This window comes from Pseudomonas sp. NPDC090233 (assembly GCF_044772285.1).
Taxonomy (GTDB): domain Bacteria; phylum Pseudomonadota; class Gammaproteobacteria; order Pseudomonadales; family Pseudomonadaceae; genus Aquipseudomonas.
In genome coordinates this window covers 340,466-364,056 of the sequence record NZ_JBIVYQ010000006.1, presented here as the reverse complement: position 1 = coordinate 364,056, position 23,591 = coordinate 340,466, and the positions used below count along the sequence as shown (strand labels likewise).

Here is a 23,591-nt window from a genome sequence, read left to right as displayed (position 1 = left end):
TTACCTTGCCTTGCGGGCGGAGTCAGGCCCGACTGCTGATCGGCGGCGCCTGCTTCGCGAAGCAGCCGCCGCCGACTCAACGGGTGTTACTTGTCAGCGTGGTACGCCGCATCAGCAGTTTCAAACCGCGAAACCATGCTGCTCGACGGGCTGCCCAGCTTGCTCACCACAAAGATGGCGATGCTGGCGAGCAGGAAGCCCGGGATGATTTCGTACAGGCCCCAGGTATCGATCTGCTTCCACACGATCACGGTCACCGCACCGACCACAATACCGGCCAGCGCACCGTTACGGGTCATGCCTTTCCACAGCACCGAAATCAGCACCACCGGACCGAAGGCAGCACCGAAGCCGGCCCAGGCGTAAGCCACCAGGCCCAGCACGCGGTTTTCCGGATTGGCGGCCATGGCGATGGCGATCAGCGCAACAGCCAGCACCATCAGACGGCCGACCCACACCAACTCGACCTGCGAAGCGTTCTTGCGCAGGAAGGCCTTGTAGAAGTCTTCGGTCAGGGCACTGGAGCAAACCAGCAACTGGCAGCTCAGGGTGCTCATCACCGCCGCCAGAATGGCCGACAGCAGTACACCCGCAATCCACGGGTTGAACAGGATCTTCGCCAGCTCGATGAACACACGTTCGTGGTTCTCGGTGACCGGGCCTGCCAGGTCAGGATTTGCCGAGAAGTAAGCGATACCGAAGAAGCCCACGGCGCAAGTACCGGCCAGGCACAGGATCATCCAGGTCATCGAAATGCGACGGGCGTTGGCGATCGACTTGACCGAATCGGCGGCCATGAAGCGCGCCAGGATGTGCGGTTGGCCGAAGTAGCCCAGGCCCCAGCCCATCAGCGAGATGATGCCGATGAAGGTCGCACCCTTGAGCATGTCGAAGTTGGCCGGGTTGACGGCTTCGATCGCAGCGAAGGTGGTGTCGAAGCCACCGGTGGAAATCAGCACGATGACCGGCGTGAGGATCAGCGCGAAGATCATCAGCGAGGCCTGCACGGTATCGGTCCAGCTCACCGCCAGGAAACCGCCGACGAAGGTGTAGGCGATGGTCGCGGCAGCACCGGCCCACAGCGCAGTCTCGTACGGCATGCCGAAGGTGCTTTCGAACAGGCGCGCACCGGCGACGATGCCGGAGGCACAGTAGATGGTGAAGAACACCAGAATGACGATGGCCGAGATGATGCGCAGCGCGCCGCTCTTGTCTTCAAACCGACTGGAGAAGTAGTCCGGCAGGGTCAGAGCATCGCCGTTGTGCTCGGTCTGCACGCGCAGACGGCCGGCAACGAACAGCCAGTTGAGGTAGGCACCGACGGTCAGGCCGATGGCGATCCAGGCTTCGGACAGGCCGGAGAAGTAGATGGCGCCCGGCAGGCCCATCAGCAGCCAGCCGCTCATGTCGGAGGCCCCTGCGGAAAGCGCGGTGACCACACTACCCAGGCTGCGACCGCCAAGGATGTAGTCGGAAAGGTTGTTGGTGGCGCGATAAGCGGCGAAGCCGATCAGCACCATTGCCGCGATGTAGACCACGAAAGTGATCGTTAGTGGATTGCCCATGCGTGTGCCCTGGCGTTTGTTTTTATCTCATGCACAACCGCAGCAAGACGGTTGCACCCAGGCGGCGAATCCTATGCAACAACATAAAGTGGGTGCAACCATTTTTCATTTGCAAGTTGCACCCACCCATGCAAATTCAGATAGAGCCGCTTTTTTGCTCCATTTTGGAGCAAAAACCGTATTTTTCAGAACGAAATGCACCGAAAACACCCTTTTTTATCATGGGGACATTTCCGCCTGACGAGTTGCACCTTTTCAACGAAAAATTCGGGTTGCACCTGGTTGCACCCGAAATGTCCTACAAGATACTCTTGGCGTCAGCTTAGGCCACAACCGTGGCAATAACGAGGATAAGAAATGGCGACGACCACCCTTGGGGTCAAACTCGATGACCCGACCCGTGAGCGACTCAAAGCAGCTGCGCAGTCCATTGACCGCACGCCGCATTGGTTGATCAAGCAAGCGATCTTCAATTACCTGGAGAAGCTCGAGGGTGGCGCCACCCTGACCGAACTCAACGGTCACTCAAGCAACGCGGCCGAGGATGCCGGCGAAATCCAACCGGATCACGCTCACCAGTGCTTCCTGGAGTTCGCTGAAAGCATCCTGCCGCAGTCGGTGCTGCGCTCCGCCATCACCGCCGCCTACCGTCGCCCTGAGCAGGAAGTCATTCCAATGCTGCTGGAGCAGGCGCGCCTGAGCGCACCGCTGGCCGAGGCGACCAACAAGCTGGCCGCGGGTATCGCTGAAAAACTGCGAAACCAGAAGAGTGCCGGTGGACGTGCCGGCATCGTTCAGGGTCTGCTGCAGGAGTTTTCCCTGTCGTCACAGGAAGGCGTGGCACTGATGTGCCTGGCCGAAGCCCTGTTGCGCATCCCCGACAAGGGCACCCGCGACGCGCTGATCCGGGACAAGATCAGCACCGGCAACTGGCAGCCGCACCTGGGCAACAGCCCTTCGCTGTTCGTCAACGCCGCCACCTGGGGCCTGCTGCTGACCGGCAAGCTGGTCTCCACGCACAATGAATCAGGCCTGACCTCCTCGCTCACCCGCATCATCGGCAAGAGCGGCGAGCCGATGATCCGCAAGGGCGTCGACATGGCCATGCGCCTGATGGGCGAACAATTCGTCACCGGCGAAACCATCGCCGAAGCGCTGGCCAACGCCAGTCGTTTCGAGTCCAAGGGCTTCCGTTATTCCTACGACATGCTCGGCGAGGCCGCACTGACCGAGCACGACGCACAGAAGTACCTGGCCTCCTACGAGCAGGCGATCCACTCGATCGGCAAAGCTTCGCATGGCCGTGGCATCTATGAAGGCCCGGGCATCTCGATCAAGCTGTCGGCGCTGCACCCGCGCTACAGCCGCGCCCAGTACGAACGCGTGATGGAAGAGCTGTACCCGCGCCTGCTGTCGCTGACCCTGCTGGCCAAGCAATACGACATCGGCCTGAACATCGACGCTGAAGAAGCCGACCGCCTGGAGCTGTCACTCGACCTGCTCGAGCGCCTGTGCTTCGAGCCATCGCTGGCCGGCTGGAACGGTATCGGCTTTGTCATCCAGGCTTATCAAAAGCGCTGCCCGTATGTGATCGACTACGTCATCGACCTGGCCAAGCGCAGCCGCCACCGCCTGATGATCCGCCTGGTCAAGGGCGCCTACTGGGACAGCGAGATCAAGCGCGCCCAGGTCGAGGGTCTGGAAGGCTACCCGGTCTACACCCGCAAGGTGTACACCGACGTTTCCTACGTCGCCTGCGCACGCAAACTGCTGGCGGTGCCGGAAGCCATCTACCCGCAGTTCGCCACCCACAACGCCCACACCTTGTCGGCCATCTACCACATCGCCGGCCAGAACTATTACCCGGGCCAGTACGAGTTCCAGTGCCTGCACGGCATGGGCGAGCCATTGTACGAACAGGTCGTAGGCAAAGTCTCGGAAGGCAAGCTGAACCGTCCGTGCCGCGTGTACGCGCCGGTCGGCACCCACGAAACCCTACTGGCCTACCTGGTGCGCCGTCTGCTGGAAAACGGCGCCAACACCTCGTTCGTCAACCGTATCGCCGACCATTCCATTTCCATTCAGGAGCTGGTTGCCGACCCGGTCGCCAGCATCGAACGCATGGGCACCCAGGAAGGCAGCATCGGCCTGCCGCACCCGCGCATCCCGCTGCCGCGTGATCTGTATGGCAGCGAGCGGGCCAACTCGGCCGGCATCGACATGGCCAACGAACATCGCCTGGCGTCGCTGTCCTGCGCCATGCTGGCCACCGCGCACAACGACTGGAAAGCCGCCCCGCTGCTGGCCTGCGCCGCCAGCGAGTCCGCTGCAACGCCAGTACTGAACCCGGCAGACCACCGCGACGTGGTCGGCCATGTGCAGGAAGCCACGGTCGGTGACGTCGACAACGCCATCCAGTGCGCCATCAACGCCGCACCGATCTGGCAAGCCACGCCGCCGGCCGAACGCGCCGCCATTCTGGAACGCACCGCCGACCTGATGGAGGCCGAGATCCAGCCGCTGATGGGCCTGCTGGTTCGTGAGGCTGGCAAAACCTTCGCCAACGCCATCGCCGAAGTGCGCGAGGCCGTGGACTTCCTGCGCTACTACGCGGTGCAGGCACGCAACGATTTCAGCAACGACGCCCACCGCCCACTGGGCCCGGTGGTGTGCATCAGCCCGTGGAACTTCCCGCTGGCAATCTTCAGCGGCCAGGTGGCCGCCGCCCTGGCAGCCGGTAATCCGGTGCTGGCCAAACCCGCCGAGCAGACCCCACTGATCGCGGCCCAGGCTGTGCGCCTGCTGCTTGAAGCCGGTATTCCGGAAGGCGTACTGCAATTGCTGCCAGGCCGCGGCGAAACCGTCGGTGCCGGCCTGGTCGGTGACGAGCGCGTCAAAGGCGTGATGTTCACAGGCTCCACCGAAGTTGCCCGCCTGCTGCAGCGCAATGTCGCCGGCCGTCTGGACAACCAGGGCCGTCCGATCCCGCTGATCGCCGAAACCGGTGGCCAAAACGCAATGATCGTCGACTCCTCGGCGCTGACCGAGCAGGTGGTGATCGATGTGGTGTCTTCGGCCTTCGACAGCGCCGGCCAGCGTTGCTCGGCCCTGCGTGTGCTGTGCCTGCAGGAAGATTCCGCCGACCGTGTGATCGAGATGCTCAAGGGCGCCATGGCCGAAAGCCGCCTGGGTAACCCGGACCGCCTGGCCGTGGACATCGGCCCAGTGATCGACGCCGAAGCCAAGGCTGGCATCGAGAAGCACATTCAGGGCATGCGCGAAAAAGGCCGCTCGGTCTATCAGGTCGCCATCGCCGATGCTGCCGAGGTCAAACGCGGCACCTTCGTCATGCCAACCCTGATCGAGCTGGAGAGCTTCGACGAGCTCAAGCGCGAGATCTTCGGCCCGGTGCTGCACGTGGTGCGCTACAACCGCCGCAACCTCGACCAGCTGATCCAGCAGATCAACGACTCCGGCTACGGCCTGACCCTCGGCGTGCACACCCGTATCGACGAGACCATCGCCAAGGTGGTGGAGAACGCCAACGCCGGCAACCTGTACGTCAACCGCAACATCGTCGGTGCAGTGGTCGGCGTGCAGCCGTTCGGTGGTGAAGGCCTGTCCGGCACCGGCCCGAAAGCCGGTGGCCCGCTGTACCTGTACCGCCTGCTGTCGACCCGCCCGGCGGACGCCATTGGCCGCCACTTCCAGCAACAGGATGGCGAAGGCAAGCCGGACCGCACCCTGCACGAGCAGCTGATCAAGCCGCTGCACAGCCTTAAGGCTTGGGCCGAGAGCAACCAGGAGGCCGACCTGGCCGCGCTGTGCAGCCAGTTCGCCAGCCAGTCGCAGAGCGGCATCGCCCGCCTGCTGCCAGGCCCGACCGGCGAGCGCAACAGCTACACCATCCTGCCGCGCGAGCATGTGCTGTGCCTGGCGGATAACGAGGCTGACCTGTTGGTGCAGTTCGCTGCAGTGCTGGCGGTTGGTAGCTCCGCTGTGTGGGTGGACGGCGAGCCAGGCAAGGCTCTGCGCGGGCGCCTGCCGAAAGAATTGCAGGCCAAGATCAAGCTGGTGGCCGATTGGAACAAGGATGAAGTGGCGTTCGACGCCGTGATTCACCATGGCGACTCGGACCAGCTGCGTGGCGTTTGCCAGCAGGTGGCCAAGCGGGCCGGGGCGATCGTTGGTGTGCATGGGCTGTCCAGCGGGGACCACCAGATTTCGCTGGAGCGGTTGGTGATCGAGCGGGCGGTTAGCGTGAATACGGCTGCTGCGGGCGGTAATGCCAGCTTGATGACCATTGGCTGAGGCTGAGGGTTGTTGATGAAAAAGGAGAGCCTCGGCTCTCCTTTTTTTATGCGTCAAAGCTGGTCAAGAAAACACGTTTCACATCATGGATGAAAGTTCGACCAGAGCAACAAATTGCATCATTCGGAAGGCCGTACACAATGAAATCCAAACCCAGTTGGCCCCGGTAAAGCGACTATTCCCTACTCCCGCCTCATCACCTGCGCTGAAGTTGATCCCTTTTTGCATCGGGACCAGTATCAGCAGCAAAGCCAGCTGAAATACAAACCCGGCTATATAAGCGGGCCACAGCTGATCTGCAAGCACTACGCTGATTACGATCCCCACCACGCACAAGCCATAATAGCCGAGCGTCAGACCGAGAATATTCCAATGGTAGGTTAGACCCGAATCGCGAATGCGGTCGTCAGCGCGCTTCAGCAATGGGTAAATAAAGAATATTGCAAAAAAAGATCGCCAGAAGGGGCTGATTTCTTCTCCCGTTGCCTCCCTGTGCTGTTTCCAGCTGCAATAAAAGCAATACAGCCAGTAAAAGCCCATCACAAAGAATGTCATCACGGCAAACTTCATAGGTGATACCACGAAGAAGGGCATTTTGCCCTCCGAAACCTTGCCTGTACTGCTATCAAGAACATCAACCATCAGAAGCGCTTCCCTGTGAATGCCAAACGCCCATTCAAATCGAATATGCACTTGATCCGCAGTAGTCCAACTCCGGCGCGATTTGTGGGAAAAATCTCTGTGGTGTGACAGGGGCTGCCAAATCCTGCATCAAGGCCGCCAGGTGCCCGCCTTGATTTTTGCTCCGCGGCGGATATCGAGCGCCGCCCGCGCGGCGCATCGCGGATGAATCCGCTCCCACATTTGTTGCAACGTGGCCATGTCCGGGCATTAGCCCCCCGCTATTTCAATCACGTTTTTCCAGAGCCACCAAAGGTTCCAAGCTTTAACCCCTTCAGACGCAGCGACAAGGCTCCACCAAATCCAATTGTTTATATCGGGCAGTAGCAATATCAATGCAAAAGACGGAATTATGAACAAGACGCGAAAAGGCATTTGAATGACAGCCAGGTAAACCCCAGAAGCCCTAGCCAAGCAAAGCAATATGCTACTGGCCGCAACGGAAATCTGTGTGATAAGCCCCATCCATATCATGAACTCAAGCCCTCCGCCCCACTGCTCCATATTTGCCAGGGCGGACTCGAGGTCACCCACAAAGGGCGTTACACCTCTACCAAGGGCACTGAACACCACGAAACAAATATAAAACGCATCCATCCCCCCCCAGACCAAGCTGACCAACCGCTTTGATTTCATAAACAAAACCTCTGTCATTTATCCTTTAACTCATACTCTTCGTTTGCGATAACTGGACGCCAATGCCAGGAGGATCCCGACACATCCCAAGCATCATCAGCCTCTACATACACCTGAGTAACTTTACGTTCCATTCCATATCTATGAATTGCCGAAGCAGGTGCAAAACTCCGCTCTTCTGGATCAAGCGGCACCCACTTCTGAGTGATCGTTCTCGTCGTGTTCGCATAGTCTTTCCCTGATGATAAAAAGACTCGCCCCTCATCCCCTCTCGAAGTAAGGAAATTCGCTAAAAACGCAGCACTCGAAGCAAGTTTATTGACATTCATATCTTCTATTTTCCACTTACCCGGCCCGCTCGTCGTCGAGACAGTGTTTATCAACCACTCTCCTTGGTTCCTCCTACTGCAAGCCCCTGCATACCAATTCTCTACGAGATCTATAGGCTTGAAAGGCTCATCTTTTATCAGCATCCATTCTCCCGATGCAACTGGCCTGAGCGCCCTGTCAATTTGATCGCCGCTCAGACTAACCGAGCAATACAGGCCGTATTCCCTAAGTAGCTCGGTCACTCCTTCTATCTCTCGCACATAGCTTCTACTTCTCAAGTTATCCCTAACTATCGACACTGAAAAGAATGGATCTTCTACCTTGCTCAGGTCTTCCTTCCTAACACTTGTCCAACGAGCTAACCTTTCCATTGCCAATCCTTCCCTATCAAAGATTGACATTTACATCATTTAGCTAGGAAGTTCTCCATGGGAACTTCTGAAAACGGCGTGGGAAATTTCTCTTAGTGGCGAAATGACTTCAACTGCTGCCAGACCGCAAGGCATATTGCATTTTCTAAACTCATATCACTCAAACCTATTAACCTATCCGGCCCATCATCGCCCTCGTACACTCGCAGCATCCCGCTCAAGGACCGCCCCCATGCCCGAGACCCTGCTCAGCCCCCGCAACCTCGCCTTCGAACTCTACGAAGTCCTCGACGCCGAAGCCCTGACCCAGCGCCCGCGCTTCGCCGAGCACAGCCGCGAAACCTTCGATGCGGCGCTGACCACCGCGCGCACCATCGCCGAGAAATTCTTCGCCCCGCACAACCGCAAGGCCGATGAAAACGAGCCGCGCTATGTGGACGGCCGCGCCGAGCTGATCCCCGAGGTGAAACCGGCGGTCGACGCCTTCCTCGAAGCAGGCTTCCTCAATGCCAACCGCGACTTCGAAGTCGGCGGCATGCAACTGCCCAGCCTGGTCTCACAGGCCTGCTTCGCCCATTTCCAGGCCGCCAACGCTGGCACCACGGCCTACCCGTTCCTGACCATGGGTGCGGCCAACCTGATCGAAAGCTTCGGCAGCGACGAGCAGAAGCGCCTGTACCTGCAGCCGATGATCGACGGCCGCTACTTCGGCACCATGGCGCTGACCGAACCCCATGCCGGCTCGTCGCTGGCCGATATCCGCACCCGCGCCGAACCGGCTGGCGATGGCAGTTACCGGATCAAGGGCAACAAGATCTTCATTTCCGGCGGCGACCACGAGCTGTCGGAAAACATCGTGCACATGGTCCTGGCCAAGCTGCCGGATGCACCACCTGGCGTGAAGGGCATTTCGCTGTTCATCGTGCCCAAGTTCCTGGTCAATCAGGACGGCAGCCGGGGCGCGCGCAACGATGTGCTGCTGGCCGGGTTGTTCCACAAGATGGGGTGGCGCGGCACCACGTCCACTGCGTTGAATTTCGGCGACAACGGCCAGTGTGTCGGCTACCTCATCGGCCAGCCGCACCAGGGTCTGGCGTGCATGTTCCAGATGATGAACGAAGCACGTATCGGCGTCGGCATGGGTGCGGTCATGCTGGGTTACGCCGGCTATCTGTATTCCCTGGAATACGCTCGTCAGCGCCCCCAGGGTCGGCTGCCGGACAACAAGGATCCACAAAGCGCTGCGGTGCCAATCATCAGCCACACCGACGTCAAACGGATGCTCCTGGCGCAAAAGGCCTACGTAGAGGGCGCCTTCGACCTGGGCCTGTACGCCGCGCGGCTGTTCGACGACACCCACACTGCCAGCGATGAAAACGCTCGCCTTCAGGCCCAGCAACTGCTCGACCTGCTGACCCCGATCGTCAAATCCTGGCCATCGACCTTCTGCCTGAAAGCCAACGAACTGGCGATCCAGATCCTCGGCGGCCACGGCTACACCCGCGAATATCCGGTCGAACAGTACTACCGTGACAACCGCCTGAACCCGATTCACGAAGGCACCGAGGGCATCCAGTCGCTCGACCTGCTGGGCCGCAAACTGGCGCAGAACAACGGTGCCGGCCTCAAGCAACTGATCCGCCTGATCGCCAGTACCGTCGAGCGCGCCAGCCATCATCCGAGCCTGGATGCCATGCGCCAGTCACTGGAACAGTTGGTCAACCGTCTGCAGGCCGTGACCCTGGCCCTGCTTGGCGATCTCGCCAAGGGCCAAGTCGGCGGTGCCCTGGCCAACTCCGCCCTTTACCTCAAGGTCTTCGGCCATTGCGTGATCGGCTGGCGCTGGCTGGAGCAAGCGCTGCATGCCGAACTCGGCCTGCTCAAGGGCAATGCCGCAGACCGCGACTTCTACCTGGGGAAATTACAGGCCGCGCGTTATTTCCTGACCTGGGAAGTGCCTGGCTGCCATAATGACCTGGCATTGCTCGAGGCACGCGACGAGACCTGCCTCGCCATGCAAGACGAGTGGTTCTAGGAGGAGCCACCGTGCACGCGGAGGTTTGCCCATGTTCGATTCCAGCGCCCTGCTGCGCCAGCGCTTTGCCGCGCTGCGCAGCACGGCCGAGTTGTTTTCCCTGCGCCATGTAAAACAGTCGCACCAGGCGCTTTCGGTACGGCGCAATGTGGCCGAGCCACCCTTCTTCAGCCAGGACGAAGGCGCCATGCTCACCGTTCGGGTCAATGGCGTGGAGGCCTACGCGGCCACCGCCGACCTGTCCCAGCAAGGCCTGCAACGCGCGCTGGAACAAGCCGAGGCCCTGGCCAGGAAAATTTCCAGATACAGCCTGCTCGACCTGCGCGAACAGCCAGTGACCAGCGCGCGACACGACCATATCTCGCCGAATTTCGAACAACCTTTGCCCTCCCTCGCTGACTGCCTTGGCCTGCTCGCCGCTGAATCGGCCAGTGTGCCCAAGGACGAGCGTCTGGTGGACTGGCAGGCCAGCCTGAGCCAGAGCCTGGTCGAACAGACTTACCTGAATTCCGCTGGCGCCGAGTTGCGCCACGCGCAGCGCTTCCTGTTCCCGGGGCTTGGCGTGACCGCCAGCGACGGCCAGGACAGCCAGAGCCGTAGCCTGGGCCGGGACAACTTCGGCCAGCAGGGCGGTTTCGAGATCATCGAGCGCTGCGGCCTGGTCGGTGCCGCCCGCCGAGTCGCCGACGAAGCGCTGCAGCTGCTGCTGGCGCCAAACACGCCCAGCGGCCAGCGCGACTTGCTGCTGATGCCTGACCAGATGATGCTGCAGATTCACGAGTCCATCGGCCACCCGCTGGAGATGGACCGCATTCTCGGCGACGAGCGCAACTACGCTGGCACCAGCTTCGTCAAAGCCAGCGACTTCGGCCATCTGCAGTACGGCTCGAAGCTGCTTGACGTGACCTTCGACCCGACCATCGGCGAAGAACTGGCCAGCTACAGCCACGACGACGACGGCACTCCGGCCAGCAAGCAGTTCCTGATCCGTGACGGCCTGCTGCTGCGCCCGCTCGGGGGTGCCCTGTCGCAGTACCGCTCGGGCCTGGACGGCGTGGCCAACAGCCGCGCCTGTGGCTGGAACCGCGCGCCGATCGACCGCATGGCCAACCTCAACATCGAGCCGGGTGATCAGTCGCTTGAGCAACTGATTCAGGGGATCGAGCAAGGCATCCTGATGCGCACCAACCGCTCCTGGTCCATTGATGACGCGCGCAACAAGTTCCAGTTCGGCTGCGAGTGGGGCCAGCTCATCGAAAACGGCGAGCTCAAAGGCATCGTCAAGAACCCCAACTACCGTGGCATCTCCGCGCAGTTCTGGCGCAACCTGTCGGCCGTCGGCGACCGCAGCACCTTCCAGGTGCTGGGTACGCCCAACTGCGGCAAGGGCGAACCCAACCAGGTGGTACGGGTCGGGCACGCCTCCCCGGCCTGCGTGTTCCGTCAGATCGACGTATTTGGAGGTGATGCCTGATGAAACATGCTTTCGAAGCCCTGGTCGGCGTCGTGCGCGACGGCCTGCACCCCGGCGAGCAATTTACCCTTGGCTACAGCGCCGAGCGCTCGCAGTTCGTGCGCTTCAACCACGCCAAGGTACGCCAGGCCGGCGAGGTCAGCCAGGCCAGTGCACAGCTGCGGCTGATCCGTGATGCGCGCCAGGCTGAACAGCAGGTCACCTTGAGCGGTGATGCGCAGCTGGACAGCCAGCGCCTGCGTGAGGCCCTGGCACAATTGCGTCAGACCCTGCCGTTGCTGGCTGTCGACCCTTACTTGCGCCTGGACGAAAATGCCTGGCACAGCCACAGCCTGCAAGAACAGCCGCTGCCTGAGCTGAGCGAAGTACTGGCGCTGCTCGACTCCGAGGCCGGCGACCTGGACCTGGTCGGCATCTACGCCGCCGGCCCGATCTGCCGGGGGTTCGCCAGTTCGTATGGCGCGTTCGGCTGGCATCAGGCCAACAGCTTCAACGTCGACTGGAGCCTGTTCCACGACAATGGCCAAGCCGTGAAGGCCAACTATGCCGGCCAGGTATGGGATGCCGAGGACTTCACTGCCCGGCTGCGCCAGGCCCGGGAACAACTGGGCTTCCTCGGCCGACCGGCGATCAGCCTGAAACCTGGCAGCTACCGCGCCTACCTGGCGCCTGCCGCCATGGACGAAATCGCCGGCATGCTGTGCTGGGGCGGGTTCTCCGCGCAGGCCCTGGCCACCGGCAACAGCGCGTTGCAGCGTTTATACAGCGGTGACGCGCAGCTGAGCCCGCTGGTCAGCTTCGCCGAGCAGGTCAGCGGTTCGTTGAGCCCTGCGTTCTCCGATGAGGGCTCGCCGCGCCTGGACGTGCCGCTGATCCGCCAAGGCCAGGCTGTGGACAGGCTGGTGAGCGCGCGCAGCGCGGTCGAGTTCGAGTTGCTGGCCAATGGTGCCGACAGTTACGAGTCGCCCTGTGCGCTGAGCCTGGCAGCGGGCAACCTGGCCAGTGCCGATATCCTGCAACGGCTCGGCACGGGGCTGTACATCAGCAACCTGTGGTACCTGAACTACTCGGACTTGCCGGCGGCGCGCATGACCGGGCTGACGCGCTTTGCCACCTTCTGGGTGGAGAATGGCGAGATACAGGGGCCGGTGAGCACCATGCGCTTCGATGACAGCCTGTACAGTTTGCTGGGCAGCCAGCTGGAAGACCTGACCCAGGCGCGGGAGATGATTTTGTCGACCAGCACCTATGGGCAACGCAGCACCGGGTCGAGTCATTTGCCGGGAGCGCTGGTCAAAGCGCTGACCCTGACATTGTGAGTGGCCTTGCTGGCCTCTTCGCGGCTGAAGCCGCTCCCACTGGGTTTGCATAAAACCTGTAGGAGCGGCTTCAGCCGCGAAGAGGCCGGGACAGACAAACGAGGACGTCATGCCCGAACGCACCCCGCTGGACCCCACCACCGCCCGCTGGATCCCCTGGGTGGTGGCCATCGCCTTCTTCATGCAGTCCCTGGACGGCACCATCCTGAATACCGCCCTGCCGGCCATGGCCCGCTCTCTGGATGAAGACCCGCTGCGCATGCAGGGCGTAATCATCGCCTACATGCTCACCGTAGCCCTGCTGATCCCCGCCTCGGGCTGGATCGCCGACCGCTTCGGCACCAAGCGCATCTTCTTCAGCGCCATCCTGCTGTTCAGTTTCGGCTCGTTGCTGTGCGCAATGGCCAACAGTCTCGGTTTCCTGATCTTCGCCCGCATCGTGCAAGGCCTGGGCGGCGCGCTGATGCTGCCGGTCGGACGGCTGGTGGTATTGCGCGCCTACCCGCGCAGCGAACTGGTGCGGATCATGAGCTTCATCACCATACCCGGCCTGCTCGGCCCGCTGCTGGGCCCGACCCTGGGCGGTTGGCTGGTCGAAATCCTCACCTGGCACTGGATCTTCCTGCTCAACCTGCCGGTCGGCGCCATCGGCTGCTATGCGGTGTGGAAGTTCATCCCCGACCTTCGCGGCGCCGAACGCACCACCTTCGATGGCCCCGGCTTCATCCTGTTCGGCGCGGCGATGGTGCTGATCACCATTGCCATGGAAGGCCTGGGCGAACTGCACCTGCCGCACCTGCGGGTGATGCTGTTGCTGTTCGCCGGCATGGCCTGCCTGGCCGCCTACTGGCTGCGCGCCGGGCGCGACCCCGAGCCACTGTTCTCGCCCAGCCTGTTCCGCGTGCGCACCTTCGCCATCGGCATCCTCGGCAACCTGTTCGCGCGCCTGGGCAGCGGCGCCCTGCCTTTCCTGGTGCCACTGCTGCTGCAGGTGGCGCTGGGCTATTCGCCGGCGCAGGCCGGCATGAGCATGATCCCGCTGGCGGCGGCGGCGATGGTGGCGAAATCCATCGCCCGGCCGCTGATCGAGCGGCTCGGGTATCGCATCGTGCTGACCGGCAACACCTTGCTGCTGGGCCTGCTGCTGGCCAGTCTCGGGCTGGTAGATGAGCAAACCCCGTACGCCGTGCTGTTGGTGCAACTGGCCTTGCTCGGCGCAGTGAACTCCATGCAATTCACCGCGATGAACACGGTAACCCTGATCGACCTCGACGACGCCAGCGCCAGCAGCGGCAACAGCCTGCTGTCGGTGGTCGCGCAGCTGTCGCTGAGCCTGGGCGTGGCCTGTGCGGGTGCATTGCTCGGCGGCTTTACCGCCGCCGGCAGTGCAGACGGCGTGGAAACTACCCTCGGCGCCTTCCAGCTGACCTTCGTGACCATCGGCGTCATGGCCATGCTGGCGGCAGCGATCTTCCTGCAACTGGCGCCGACGGACGGAAGGCGTGCCCGTCGTCCGGAACAACACATGGAGTCGTAGGGCGAATGGCCATGAGGCTGGTAGACTGTGCGGCATTTTTCGCTTCGCAACGCAGGCCCGCCTCGTGACCACCGAAACCACCGCTTTTGCCACCTTGCCGCTGTCCGCCGCCATGCTGGCCAACCTGGACGCCCTCGGCTATGCCGCGATGACGCCGATCCAGGCCCAGAGCCTGCCCGTCATCCTCAAGGGCCAGGACCTGATCGCCCAGGCCAAGACCGGCAGCGGCAAGACCGCCGCCTTCGGCATCGGCCTACTCAACCCGATCAACCCGCGCTACTTCGGCTGCCAGGCGCTGGTACTGTGCCCGACCCGCGAACTCGCCGACCAGGTCGCCAAGGAGCTGCGCCGCCTGGCCCGCGCCGAGGACAACATCAAGATCCTGACACTGTGCGGTGGCGTATCGCTCGGCCCACAGATCGCTTCGCTGGAGCACGGCGCGCACATCATCGTCGGCACCCCGGGCCGCATCCAGCAGCACCTGGACAAAGGCACCCTGGTGCTCGACGGGCTCAACACCCTGGTGCTCGACGAAGCCGACCGCATGCTCGACATGGGCTTCTTCGACGCCATCGCCAGCATCATCGGCAAGACTCCGTCGCGCCGCCAGACCCTGCTGTTCTCGGCCACCTACCCGGCCGGTATCGAGCAGCTGGCCGCCGACTTCATGCGCAAGCCGCAGCAGGTCAAGGTCGAAAGCCTGCACACCGACAACCAGATCGAACAGCGTTTCATCGAGATCGACGCGCAGCATCGCCTGGAAGCCGTCACCCGCGTACTCGGCCACTATCGCCCGCAGTCGTGCGTGGCGTTCTGCTTCACCAAGCAGCAGTGCGAAGACGTGGTTGCCCACCTGACCGCCAAGGGTATCGTCGCCCAGGCCCTGCACGGCGACCTGGAGCAGCGCGACCGCGATCAGGTGCTGACCATGTTCGCCAACCGCAGCAGCTCGGTGCTGGTGGCCACCGACGTGGCCGCCCGTGGCCTGGACATCGATGGCCTGGACATGGTCATCAACGTCGAACTGGCCCGTGATGCGGAAATTCATGTGCACCGCGTCGGCCGTACCGGCCGTGCTGGCGAGAAAGGCATCGCCGTCAGCCTGGTGGCCCCGGCCGAAGGCCATCGCGCACAGGCCATCGAGGCGTTGCAGAAAAGCCCGCTGCGCTGGGACCAGCTGGACAGCCTGAAGAACAAGGGCGGCGATCCGCTGCTGCCGGTAATGAGCACCCTGTGCATCGCCGCGGGCCGCAAGGACAAGCTGCGCCCGGGTGACATCCTCGGTGCGCTGACCGGTGATGCCGGCATCCCGGGCAAGCAGGTGGGCAAGATCGCCATCTTCGACTTCCAGGCGTTCGTTGCCGTGGAGCGGGCATTGGCCAAACAGGCGATGCAGCGCTTGAACAGCGGCAAGATCAAGGGCCGCGCCCTGAAAGTCCGTATTCTCTGAAGACCAGCATGACTCTGAAGACTCCTACTGTGCACACCACCGACGTGATCATCCTCGGCGCCGGCGCCGCCGGCCTGATGTGCGCCCAGCTCAGCGCCCGCCGTGGCCGCCGGGTGCTGCTGCTCGACCACGCCAACAAGCCAGGCAAGAAGATCCTCATGTCCGGCGGCGGGCGCTGCAACTTCACCAACATGTACACCGAGCCTGCCAACTTCCTCTCGCACAACGCGCACTTCTGCAAATCGGCGCTGGCCCGCTACACCCAGTGGGACTTCATCGAGCTGGTGGCCAAACATGGCGTGGCGTATCACGAGAAGAAGCTCGGCCAGCTGTTCTGCGACAACAAGGCCAGCGACATCCTCGACATGCTGCTGGCCGAGTGCGACGACGCGGGTGCCGAACTGCGCATGCACACCAGCATCGAGCACATCGAAAAGACCGAGAGCGGCTACCTGCTGCAAACCAGCGCCGGGCAGTTCGCCTGCCAGTCGCTGGTGATCGCCACTGGCGGCCTGTCGATCCCGACCCTGGGTGCGACCGGCTTCGGTTACCAGGTGGCGCGCCAGTTTGGCCACACCCTGCTGCCGACACGCGCCGGTCTGGTGCCATTCACCATCACCGAGCCCCAACTCAAGGCACTGTGCACCGAACTGTCGGGCACCTCGCTGGACTGCACCGCCAGCTGCAACGGCACCAGCTTTCGCGAAAACCTGCTATTCACCCACCGTGGTCTCAGTGGCCCGGCGATCCTGCAGATTTCTTCGTTCTGGGAAGCCGGCGATACCGTAGAGATCAACCTGCTGCCTGACCGCGATGCACTGACCTGGCTACAGGAGCAACAGAGCGAGCGCGCCAACGCCGAACTCAAGACCGTGCTGGGCGAGGTATTCACCCGCAAGCTGGCCAACCTGCTGGCCGAGCAGTGGTTCGAATCCAAGCCGATGAAGCAGTACACGCCGGCAGAATTGGCGCAGATCGCCGACAAACTGGCGGCCTGGCAGCTGGTGCCGGCCGGCACCGAAGGCTATCGCACCGCCGAAGTGACCTTGGGCGGCGTCGATACTCGCGAAGTCTCGTCGAAGACCATGGAATCGCTGAAAAGCCCTGGGCTGTACTTCATCGGCGAAGTGTTGGACGTGACGGGCCACCTGGGAGGTTTCAACTTCCAATGGGCCTGGGCATCCGCTAACGCGGCAGCGCAGTTCGTGTAGAGTAGAATCCATTCAGCAGCACGGAACGCTTCTTGCTGGTCCGTGCCGCAATGCATTCATTCGATCACTGCCAGCAGGCCATCATGTCATCGAGTTCGTTCCGTCAGTCACTGCGTCGCCTGTGGGGCCAAGACAAATTCAGCTACAGCATCCGGGTCACCATCGCCCTCACCGGCAGCCTGGCCCTGTGCTGGTATCAGAACGAGATGGCGCTGCTGATCCCGCTGTTCCTGGGCATCATCGCCAGCGCCCTGGCCGAGACCGACGACAGCTGGCAGGGCCGTCTCAGCGCCCTCGCCGTGACCCTGGTCTGCTTCGCCATCGCGGCCCTGGCCGTTGAACTGCTGTTCCCCTACCCCTGGATTTTTGCCATCGCGCTGGCCCTGGCGGCCTTCGGCCTGACCATGCTCGGCGCCTTGGGCGAGCGCTATGGGGCCATCGCCTCGGCGACGCTGATCACCGCGGTTTACACCATGATCGGCGTCGACCAACGCGGCGGCCAGGTCACCGACTTCTGGCACGAACCGTTGCTGCTGGTCGCGGGTGCGGCCTGGTATGGCCTGCTTTCGGTGCTGTGGCAGGCGCTGTTCTCCAACCAGCCGGTGCAGCAGAGCCTGGCCAAGCTGTTCTTTGAGCTGGGGCGCTACCTCAAGCTCAAGGCCAACCTGTTCGAACCGATCCGCAACCATGACCTGGAGGCCCGCCGCCTGGAGCTGGCGCAGCAGAATGGCAAGGTGGTCGCGGCGCTCAACGCGGCCAAGGAAATCATCCTGCACCGGGTCGGCAACAGCCAGCCCAATTCCAAGGTCAGTCGCTACCTCAAGCTGTACTTCCTGGCCCAGGACATCCACGAGCGCGTCAGCGCCTCGCACTACCCGTACAACGCCTTGGCCGACGCGTTCTTCCACAGCGACGTGATGTTCCGCTGCCAGCGCCTGCTGCGCCATCAAGGCTCGGCCTGCCAGGACCTGGCGCGCTCGATTCGCCTGCGCCAGCCGTTCGTGCTCGACAGCCGTTTCGCCGACACCCTGGAAGACCTCAATGCTTCGCTGGAGCACCTGCGCACCCAGAACAACCCGGCCTGGCGCGGGCTGCTGCGCTCGCTGCGCGCACTGGCCGCCAACCTGGCCACGCTCGACCGCCTGCTGGGCGCCGCCAGCAACCCCGACAGCCTGGCCGACGCGAGCGACAGCAGCCTGCTCGACCGTTCGCCACGCAACTTGAAGGATGTCTGGAAGCGCCTGCGCACCCAGCTGACGCCCACCTCCCTGCTGTTCCGCCACGCTCTGCGCCTGCCGCTGGCGCTGTCGATCGGCTACGGCATGGTGCACCTGATTCACCCGACCCAAGGCTACTGGATCATCCTCACCACGTTGTTCGTCTGCCAGCCCAACTACGGCGCCACCCGCCGCAAACTGGTGCAGCGGGTGTTCGGCACAGCGATCGGCCTGACCGTCGGCTGGGCGCTGTTCGACCTGTTCCCCAACCCGGTGGTGCAATCGCTGTTCGCCGTGGTCGCCGGGGTGGTGTTCTTCGTCAACCGTACGACCCGCTACACCCTGGCCACGGCGGCGATCACGTTGATGGTGCTGTTCTGCTTCAACCAGATCGGCGACGGTTATGGGCTGTTCCTGCCGCGCCTGTTCGATACCCTGGTCGGCAGCCTGATCGCCATCCTCGCGGTATTCCTGTTCCTCCCCGACTGGCAGGGCCGGCGCCTGAACAAGGCACTGGCCAACACCCTGGCCTGCGCCAGCGTGTACCTGCGCCAGATCATGCAGCAGTACGCCCATGGCAAGCGCGACGACCTCGCCTACCGCCTGGCTCGGCGCAACGCCCACAACGCCGACGCGGCGCTGTCCACCACGCTGGCCAACATGCTCATGGAGCCGGGGCATTTCCGAAAGGAGGCCGATGTCGGCTTCCGTTTCCTGGTGCTGTCGCACACCTTGCTCAGCTACCTCTCAGGGCTTGGGGCGCACCGCGATACGGCATTGCCGGCCGAGGTTCAGGAGCAGTTGATCGAAGGCGCGGGGCAGAGCTTGGCCAACAGCCTGGATGAAATCGCCAATGGTCTGGCGGCGCGCTTGCCGGTGGCGATTCACAGCGACAGCGAAGAGCAGCTGGCCAATGCCCTGGAGCAGATGCCCGAGGAACTGGATGAGCATCAGCGCCTGGTGCAGACCCAGCTGGCACTGATCTGCCGGCAGCTGGGGCCGCTGCGCACACTGGCGGCGCATTTGATAAAGGAAGGAGCGCCGGCCTGAGGCTGTGGTTCAGAATCCATGCTGGCGCAGCAGCCGTGCATAGCTGCCATCGGCCTTCATGGCAGCAATCGCCTGCTCGAAGCGTTCGACGATCTGCTGATGCTCGGAGTGCTTGAGGCTCACCAGGATGTGCAGGGTGTTCTCACCCAACGGCGGCTCTACCAATGCCACCGCGTCGCGCACCTGCTCGGGCTCACGCTGCAGGTTGTAGCGCGCGACGAACTCGTCCTCCACCGCCAGGTTCACCCGCCCTGCCGCGACCATGCGCACGGCGGAAGAAAAGTTGCGCACCGGCACCTTGAGCAAGCGGGTATCGCCATCGAATGCGGGCGAATACGCATAATCGCGCACCACGGCGATGCTGTACGGGTAGAGGTCGGCCTGGCGCCGGTAGCGGAAGCTGTCGCCCTTGCGCTTGAGCAAGCGGATGCGGTTGGTCAGGTAGGCCTTGGAAAAGTGGCCGATACGGGCGCGTGAGTCGTTGTACCAGGCGTTGATCAGCACGTCGTAACGGCCTTCGCTGACACCCAGCAGCGCCCGCGCCCACGGCGCTTCTTCGTACACGCTGGGGTAACCGGCGCGGGCCAGCGCGGTAGTGACGATGCTGGTGGCAAGGCCTCCGCCCGGCATGCTGGTGTCGGTGAACGGTGGCCAGGTGTCGGCCACCAGGCGCAGCTTGTCCTGGCCCAGCGCGGGCGCTGTCAGCATCACGCCCAACAATCCCAAAACGAAAAGCAGTGGCCGCATGCTCAAGTCCTTTTGCAATGGTGGACACGCGCAATCCAGCCTACACAAAGCCGCTGCCCAGGGCAGCGGCCAATAGTGTCATTTAGCCTCTATTTTGGCCGAACCCTGCGACTCTCACGGGTAACCGAGCACTTCCCTGATCTGGCGCAGGTGCTGAATGATCCACTGCTTGTCGATCGCCCCCCAGTCATGGATGCGGTAGTGCCCGGCATGGTTGCGGGCGCCTTCCTGCTGCTCGAACTCGCAGACGATGTCCAGGTCGGCCAGTGCCGCGATGGTGTCCTGGGCGGTGCGCCGGGGCATGCCGGTGGCCTCCATCAACGCCGGCACGCTGGTCGCGCTCTGGCTGTCGATCAGCCAGGCCACGTACAAGCGGCGGTAGAAACTGCTCTTGGTCTTGCTCACATCCATGCTGCGTGATCCTTACAGGTTACCCGGCAGCTCCCGATAGGTCAGGTAGACGCGCAGGTCGAATTCCAGTTGATGGTAATCCGGCTCCATGTGCTGACAGAGCTGGTAAAACGCCTTGTTGTGGTCCCTCTCGCGCAAGTGCGCCAGCTCGTGCACCACGATCATGCGCAGGAACGGCTCCGGCGCCTCCTTGAACAGCGAGGCGATGCGGATTTCCTTCTTCGCCTTGAGCTTGCCGCCCTGCACCCGCGACACCGCGGTATTGAGCCCGAGGGCGCGGTGGGTCAGGTCCAGGCGATTGTCGAACAGCACCTTGTCCAGGCTCGGCGCGCTGCGCAGATACTGCTGGCGCAAGTCCTGGGCGTAGCCGTACAGCGCCTTGTCGCTCTGCACATCATGGCGGCCAGCGTAGCGGCGCTGCAGGTACTCGCCCAGGCGGTCACTGGCGATCATTTGCCGCACCTGCTCCTGCAGGTGCGGGGGGTAGGCTTGCAAGTAGCGTAATACGGTCATGGCGCGGCAATCGGCGGAACGAGTGCCGATTCTAGCCAATCACGGCCGTGGCCAGGAAAAATTCGCCGGAAAGCCGCTGGCGTCGGCGGCGGTCATCGGATACGCGACCAGGAAGCCCTGCACGTATTCGCAACCGTTTGCCTTCAACCACGCAGCTTGGGCCTGTGTTTCCACACCTTCGGCGATGACCGTGATGCGGTAGTCCGCGCACAGGCCGATGACGCTGCGCACCAATGCCGCGTCTGCCGCCGAATCAGGCAGTCGCGCGACCAGATGACGGTCCAGCTTCAACGTATCGATCGGCAGGTCGCGCAGCATGCGCAGCGAACAGTCGCCGGCACCGAAGTCATCCAGCGCCACGCGCACGCCCAGCTCGCGCAGGCGATGGATCTGCTTGATCGCCGCGTCGATGTTGTACATTAGCGAGGTCTCAGCCACTTCCACCTCCAACTGCGCCGGCTCCAGCTGGTAGTCGTGGATCACCCGCTGCAGCTCGTCGACCAGGCCGGGCATGGTGAACTGCGCACGGCTCAGGCTGATGCCCAGCACCAGGTCCTGGGCGAAACGCTCGTACCAGGCCCGACGCTGCGCGGCGCCCTGGCGGTAGATCCAGCTGGCCAGGCGGTTGATCAGTCGGGCTTCTTCCAGCAACGGGATGAACAACCCTGGCGGCACATCGCCGACGCTGGGGTGCTGCCAGCGCAGCAAGGCCTCGAAGCCACGCAGTTGGCCATCGGCAAACGCCACCTGGGGTTGGTAGACCATGCTGAAGTCCTGAGACTCGACCGCACTGCGCACGCTGTCTTCCAGCATCAACCGCGAACGCGCCCGGCCATTGAGCTCCTGATCGTAGAAGCGGTATTGATGGCGCCCGGCCTGCTTGGCCGCGTACATCGCCGTATCGGCGGCGCGCAGCAGGCCTTCGACATTGGCGCCGCAGTCGGGGTAGGTGGCAATGCCAATGCTGACGCCCAGGCACACGTCGAGGCCCTCGACCTGTTGCTGAATGGACACCCGCTCAAGCACTTGTTCGGCGAAGCGCCCGGCCTGCTCGGGGTACGGCAGGCTGTCGAACAGCGCGGTGAACTCGTCACCGCCCATGCGTGCCAGCAAGGCCTCACCGCCCAGGCAGTCCTTCAACTGCTCGCCAACCCAGCGCAGCACCCGGTCTCCGGCCTCGTGGCCAAGCGAGTCGTTGATCCGCTTGAAGCCGTCCAGGTCCATGTACATCAGGGCTTTGGCCTTGTCCGAACGTTCGTTGCGCAGCAGCACGCCTTCGGCTGCCTGGTAGAAGCCGCGGCGGTTGAGCAGCCCGGTGAGCGGGTCGGTCACCGCCTGGTATTCGAGTTGCTGGTGCAGGTTGCGCACCACCGACATGTCCAGCACTGTCACCACCATCGCCTGCTGATCGGCCGGCAAGGGTGCACAGGACAGCGCCACCGGGACCAGATGGCCACCGACCGTGCGCAGGTGGGCATCGTGTACGCGGAAAATCTGCCGCGCCTGGTAGGCCTGGTGGAAGTCGGATTCGCTCCACAGGGTGGCATTGGCCAGTTGCAGCAGATCCAGCAGGTGGGCGCCTTGCAACTCCTCCACTGGCGCATCCAGCAGGCGTGAGATCGCCGGGTTGGCGAAACTGATGGTGCCGTGCGCGTCGACCACCAGGATGCCCTCGGCGGCATTCTCCAGGATCGAGGCGTTGAACGCCCTGGCGGCCTCCAGCTCACGGGTCAGCTGTTGCAGCATGCGCCGGTTGCGCTGCTGGTCCAGTTGCGCCTGCACCTTGGGCTTGAGGATCTGTGGGTCGAACGGCTTGAACAGGTAGTCCACCGCGCCGCTGGCATAGCCCTTGAGCACGGCGGCATCGGACTGCTCGTTGGCGGTCAGGAAAATGATCGGCGTCAGCCGGGTACGCTGGCTGCCACGCATCAGCCGGGCGACTTCGAAGCCGTCCATTTCCGGCATCTGAACGTCCAGCAGCACCAGGTCGACCTCGTATTCCAGCAATGCACTCAGAGCTTCCGTCCCTGAGCTTGCGGTCAACACCTGCCAATCCGTGCGGGCCAACAGGGCGCGCATGCTGATGAGGTTCTCGGGGTAATCGTCCACCACCAGGAGTACCGAGCTGCCATCCGGTGGTTGAGGGTAAGCGCCATCCATGCTGCTTTCTCTTGTATGACCGACTTCGATGTGCAATTGGATCCGATTAACACTCTAGACACGAGGGGGTAACACGCAAATGCAATCAGAACGCTATCAGTGACAAATTTAAGGTTAGTCGACTAACGGTCGCTTGCGTTACGTCCGAGCATAAAAAAACCCGCATTTCTGCGGGCTTTTCATACCTTTGGATTAGTTGACCTTGGCGGCCAACTCACCTTTCAGGTAACGCTGGAACATGCCTTCCAGGGAGATCGGCTTGATCTTCGAGGCATTGCCGGCGGTGCCGAAGGCTTCGTAACGGGCGATGCACACGTCGCGCATGGCTTTGACGGTTTCACCGAAGAACTTACGCGGGTCGAACTCGCTTGGGTTCTGCGCCATCAGGCGACGCATGGCACCGGTGGACGCCAGGCGCAGGTCGGTGTCGATGTTGACCTTGCGCACGCCGTGCTTGATGCCTTCGACGATTTCTTCAACCGGTACGCCGTAGGTTTCTTTGATGTCGCCGCCGTACTGGCGGATGATCGCCAGCCACTCTTGCGGGACCGAGGACGAACCGAGCATCACCCG

General features: G+C 62.7%; 18 protein-coding genes. 9 read left to right on the top strand and 9 right to left on the bottom strand.

Translation table 11 applies throughout. The annotated features are described in order from the left end of the window. Window positions 1–86: 86 nt before the first annotated feature. Window positions 87–1,565: a sodium/proline symporter PutP gene (putP, locus tag ACIQUF_RS18895; protein ID WP_403134132.1), complete on the bottom strand. Its 1,479-nt coding sequence runs from the start codon at window positions 1,563–1,565 to the stop codon at window positions 87–89. On the opposite strand from putP, the gene ACIQUF_RS18890 reads away from it, so the two are divergent. Both ACIQUF_RS18890 and putA read left to right on the top strand, forming a co-directional pair. After that, window positions 1,564–1,806 (top strand): hypothetical protein, encoded by a 243-nt coding sequence (locus ACIQUF_RS18890; protein WP_403134130.1) that lies wholly within the window; start codon window positions 1,564–1,566, stop codon window positions 1,804–1,806. The two genes, putP and ACIQUF_RS18890, sit on opposite strands and share 2 nt — an antisense overlap. A 116-nt stretch (window positions 1,807–1,922) precedes the next feature. Then, window positions 1,923–5,876 carry a trifunctional transcriptional regulator/proline dehydrogenase/L-glutamate gamma-semialdehyde dehydrogenase gene (putA, locus tag ACIQUF_RS18885; RefSeq protein ID WP_403134128.1) on the top strand — a complete coding sequence of 1,318 codons (3,954 nt, stop codon included), beginning with the start codon at window positions 1,923–1,925 and terminating at the stop codon, window positions 5,874–5,876. A 78-nt stretch (window positions 5,877–5,954) separates the two neighbouring features. Here the strand turns inward: putA and ACIQUF_RS18880 are convergent, their stop codons facing one another. From ACIQUF_RS18880 to ACIQUF_RS18870, 3 genes are all read right to left on the bottom strand, one after another. After that, a complete protein-coding gene (locus ACIQUF_RS18880) occupies window positions 5,955–6,518 on the bottom strand; it encodes a hypothetical protein (RefSeq protein WP_403134126.1) in 564 nt (187 codons plus the stop codon). Between the two features lie 249 nt (window positions 6,519–6,767). Then, complete coding sequence (locus ACIQUF_RS18875; protein ID WP_403134125.1) at window positions 6,768–7,211, bottom strand: hypothetical protein; 444 nt, start codon at window positions 7,209–7,211, stop codon at window positions 6,768–6,770. Continuing rightward, a complete protein-coding gene (locus ACIQUF_RS18870) occupies window positions 7,208–7,924 on the bottom strand; it encodes a hypothetical protein (RefSeq protein WP_403134123.1) in 717 nt (238 codons plus the stop codon). The genes ACIQUF_RS18875 and ACIQUF_RS18870 overlap by 4 nt, the downstream gene beginning before the upstream one ends. 202 nt (window positions 7,925–8,126) lie before the next feature. Here ACIQUF_RS18870 and ACIQUF_RS18865 point away from each other — a divergent pair, with 202 nt between their 5' ends. From ACIQUF_RS18865 to yccS, 7 genes are all read left to right on the top strand, one after another. Then, window positions 8,127–9,929: an acyl-CoA dehydrogenase gene (locus ACIQUF_RS18865; RefSeq protein WP_403134122.1), complete on the top strand. Its 1,803-nt coding sequence runs from the start codon at window positions 8,127–8,129 to the stop codon at window positions 9,927–9,929. A 31-nt stretch (window positions 9,930–9,960) separates the two neighbouring features. Continuing rightward, complete coding sequence (locus ACIQUF_RS18860) at window positions 9,961–11,403, top strand: TldD/PmbA family protein (RefSeq protein WP_403134121.1); 1,443 nt, start codon at window positions 9,961–9,963, stop codon at window positions 11,401–11,403. Then, window positions 11,403–12,722, top strand: coding sequence for a TldD/PmbA family protein (locus tag ACIQUF_RS18855; RefSeq protein WP_403134119.1), 1,320 nt, complete (start codon window positions 11,403–11,405; stop codon window positions 12,720–12,722). The genes ACIQUF_RS18860 and ACIQUF_RS18855 overlap by 1 nt, the downstream gene beginning before the upstream one ends. A 109-nt stretch (window positions 12,723–12,831) precedes the next feature. Beyond that, window positions 12,832–14,259, top strand: a complete 1,428-nt coding sequence (gene mdtD, locus ACIQUF_RS18850; protein WP_403134117.1) for a multidrug transporter subunit MdtD — start codon at window positions 12,832–12,834, stop codon at window positions 14,257–14,259. 112 nt (window positions 14,260–14,371) lie between these two features. Beyond that, on the top strand, window positions 14,372–15,709 hold the full coding sequence (dbpA, locus tag ACIQUF_RS18845; RefSeq protein ID WP_403134482.1) for an ATP-dependent RNA helicase DbpA: 1,338 nt from the start codon (window positions 14,372–14,374) through the stop codon (window positions 15,707–15,709). 29 nt (window positions 15,710–15,738) lie between these two features. Continuing rightward, complete coding sequence (locus tag ACIQUF_RS18840; RefSeq protein WP_403134479.1) at window positions 15,739–16,920, top strand: NAD(P)/FAD-dependent oxidoreductase; 1,182 nt, start codon at window positions 15,739–15,741, stop codon at window positions 16,918–16,920. Window positions 16,921–17,003: 83 nt separating this feature from the next. Further along, on the top strand, window positions 17,004–19,187 hold the full coding sequence (gene yccS / locus ACIQUF_RS18835; protein WP_403134475.1) for a YccS family putative transporter: 2,184 nt from the start codon (window positions 17,004–17,006) through the stop codon (window positions 19,185–19,187). A gap of 9 nt (window positions 19,188–19,196) precedes the next feature. Here the strand turns inward: yccS and ACIQUF_RS18830 are convergent, their stop codons facing one another. From ACIQUF_RS18830 to ACIQUF_RS18810, 5 genes are all read right to left on the bottom strand, one after another. Beyond that, window positions 19,197–19,934 carry a substrate-binding periplasmic protein gene (locus tag ACIQUF_RS18830; RefSeq protein WP_403134115.1) on the bottom strand — a complete coding sequence of 246 codons (738 nt, stop codon included), beginning with the start codon at window positions 19,932–19,934 and terminating at the stop codon, window positions 19,197–19,199. Between the two features lie 114 nt (window positions 19,935–20,048). Beyond that, complete coding sequence (locus ACIQUF_RS18825; RefSeq protein WP_403134113.1) at window positions 20,049–20,345, bottom strand: helix-turn-helix domain-containing protein; 297 nt, start codon at window positions 20,343–20,345, stop codon at window positions 20,049–20,051. A 12-nt stretch (window positions 20,346–20,357) separates the two neighbouring features. Continuing rightward, window positions 20,358–20,858 (bottom strand): YgjP-like metallopeptidase domain-containing protein, encoded by a 501-nt coding sequence (locus ACIQUF_RS18820; RefSeq protein WP_403134111.1) that lies wholly within the window; start codon window positions 20,856–20,858, stop codon window positions 20,358–20,360. A gap of 39 nt (window positions 20,859–20,897) precedes the next feature. Continuing rightward, window positions 20,898–23,018 carry a putative bifunctional diguanylate cyclase/phosphodiesterase gene (locus tag ACIQUF_RS18815; RefSeq protein ID WP_403134109.1) on the bottom strand — a complete coding sequence of 707 codons (2,121 nt, stop codon included), beginning with the start codon at window positions 23,016–23,018 and terminating at the stop codon, window positions 20,898–20,900. A 192-nt stretch (window positions 23,019–23,210) separates the two neighbouring features. After that, on the bottom strand, window positions 23,211–23,591 hold a 381-nt coding region (locus ACIQUF_RS18810; RefSeq protein WP_403134107.1), incomplete at its 5' end, for a class II fructose-bisphosphate aldolase.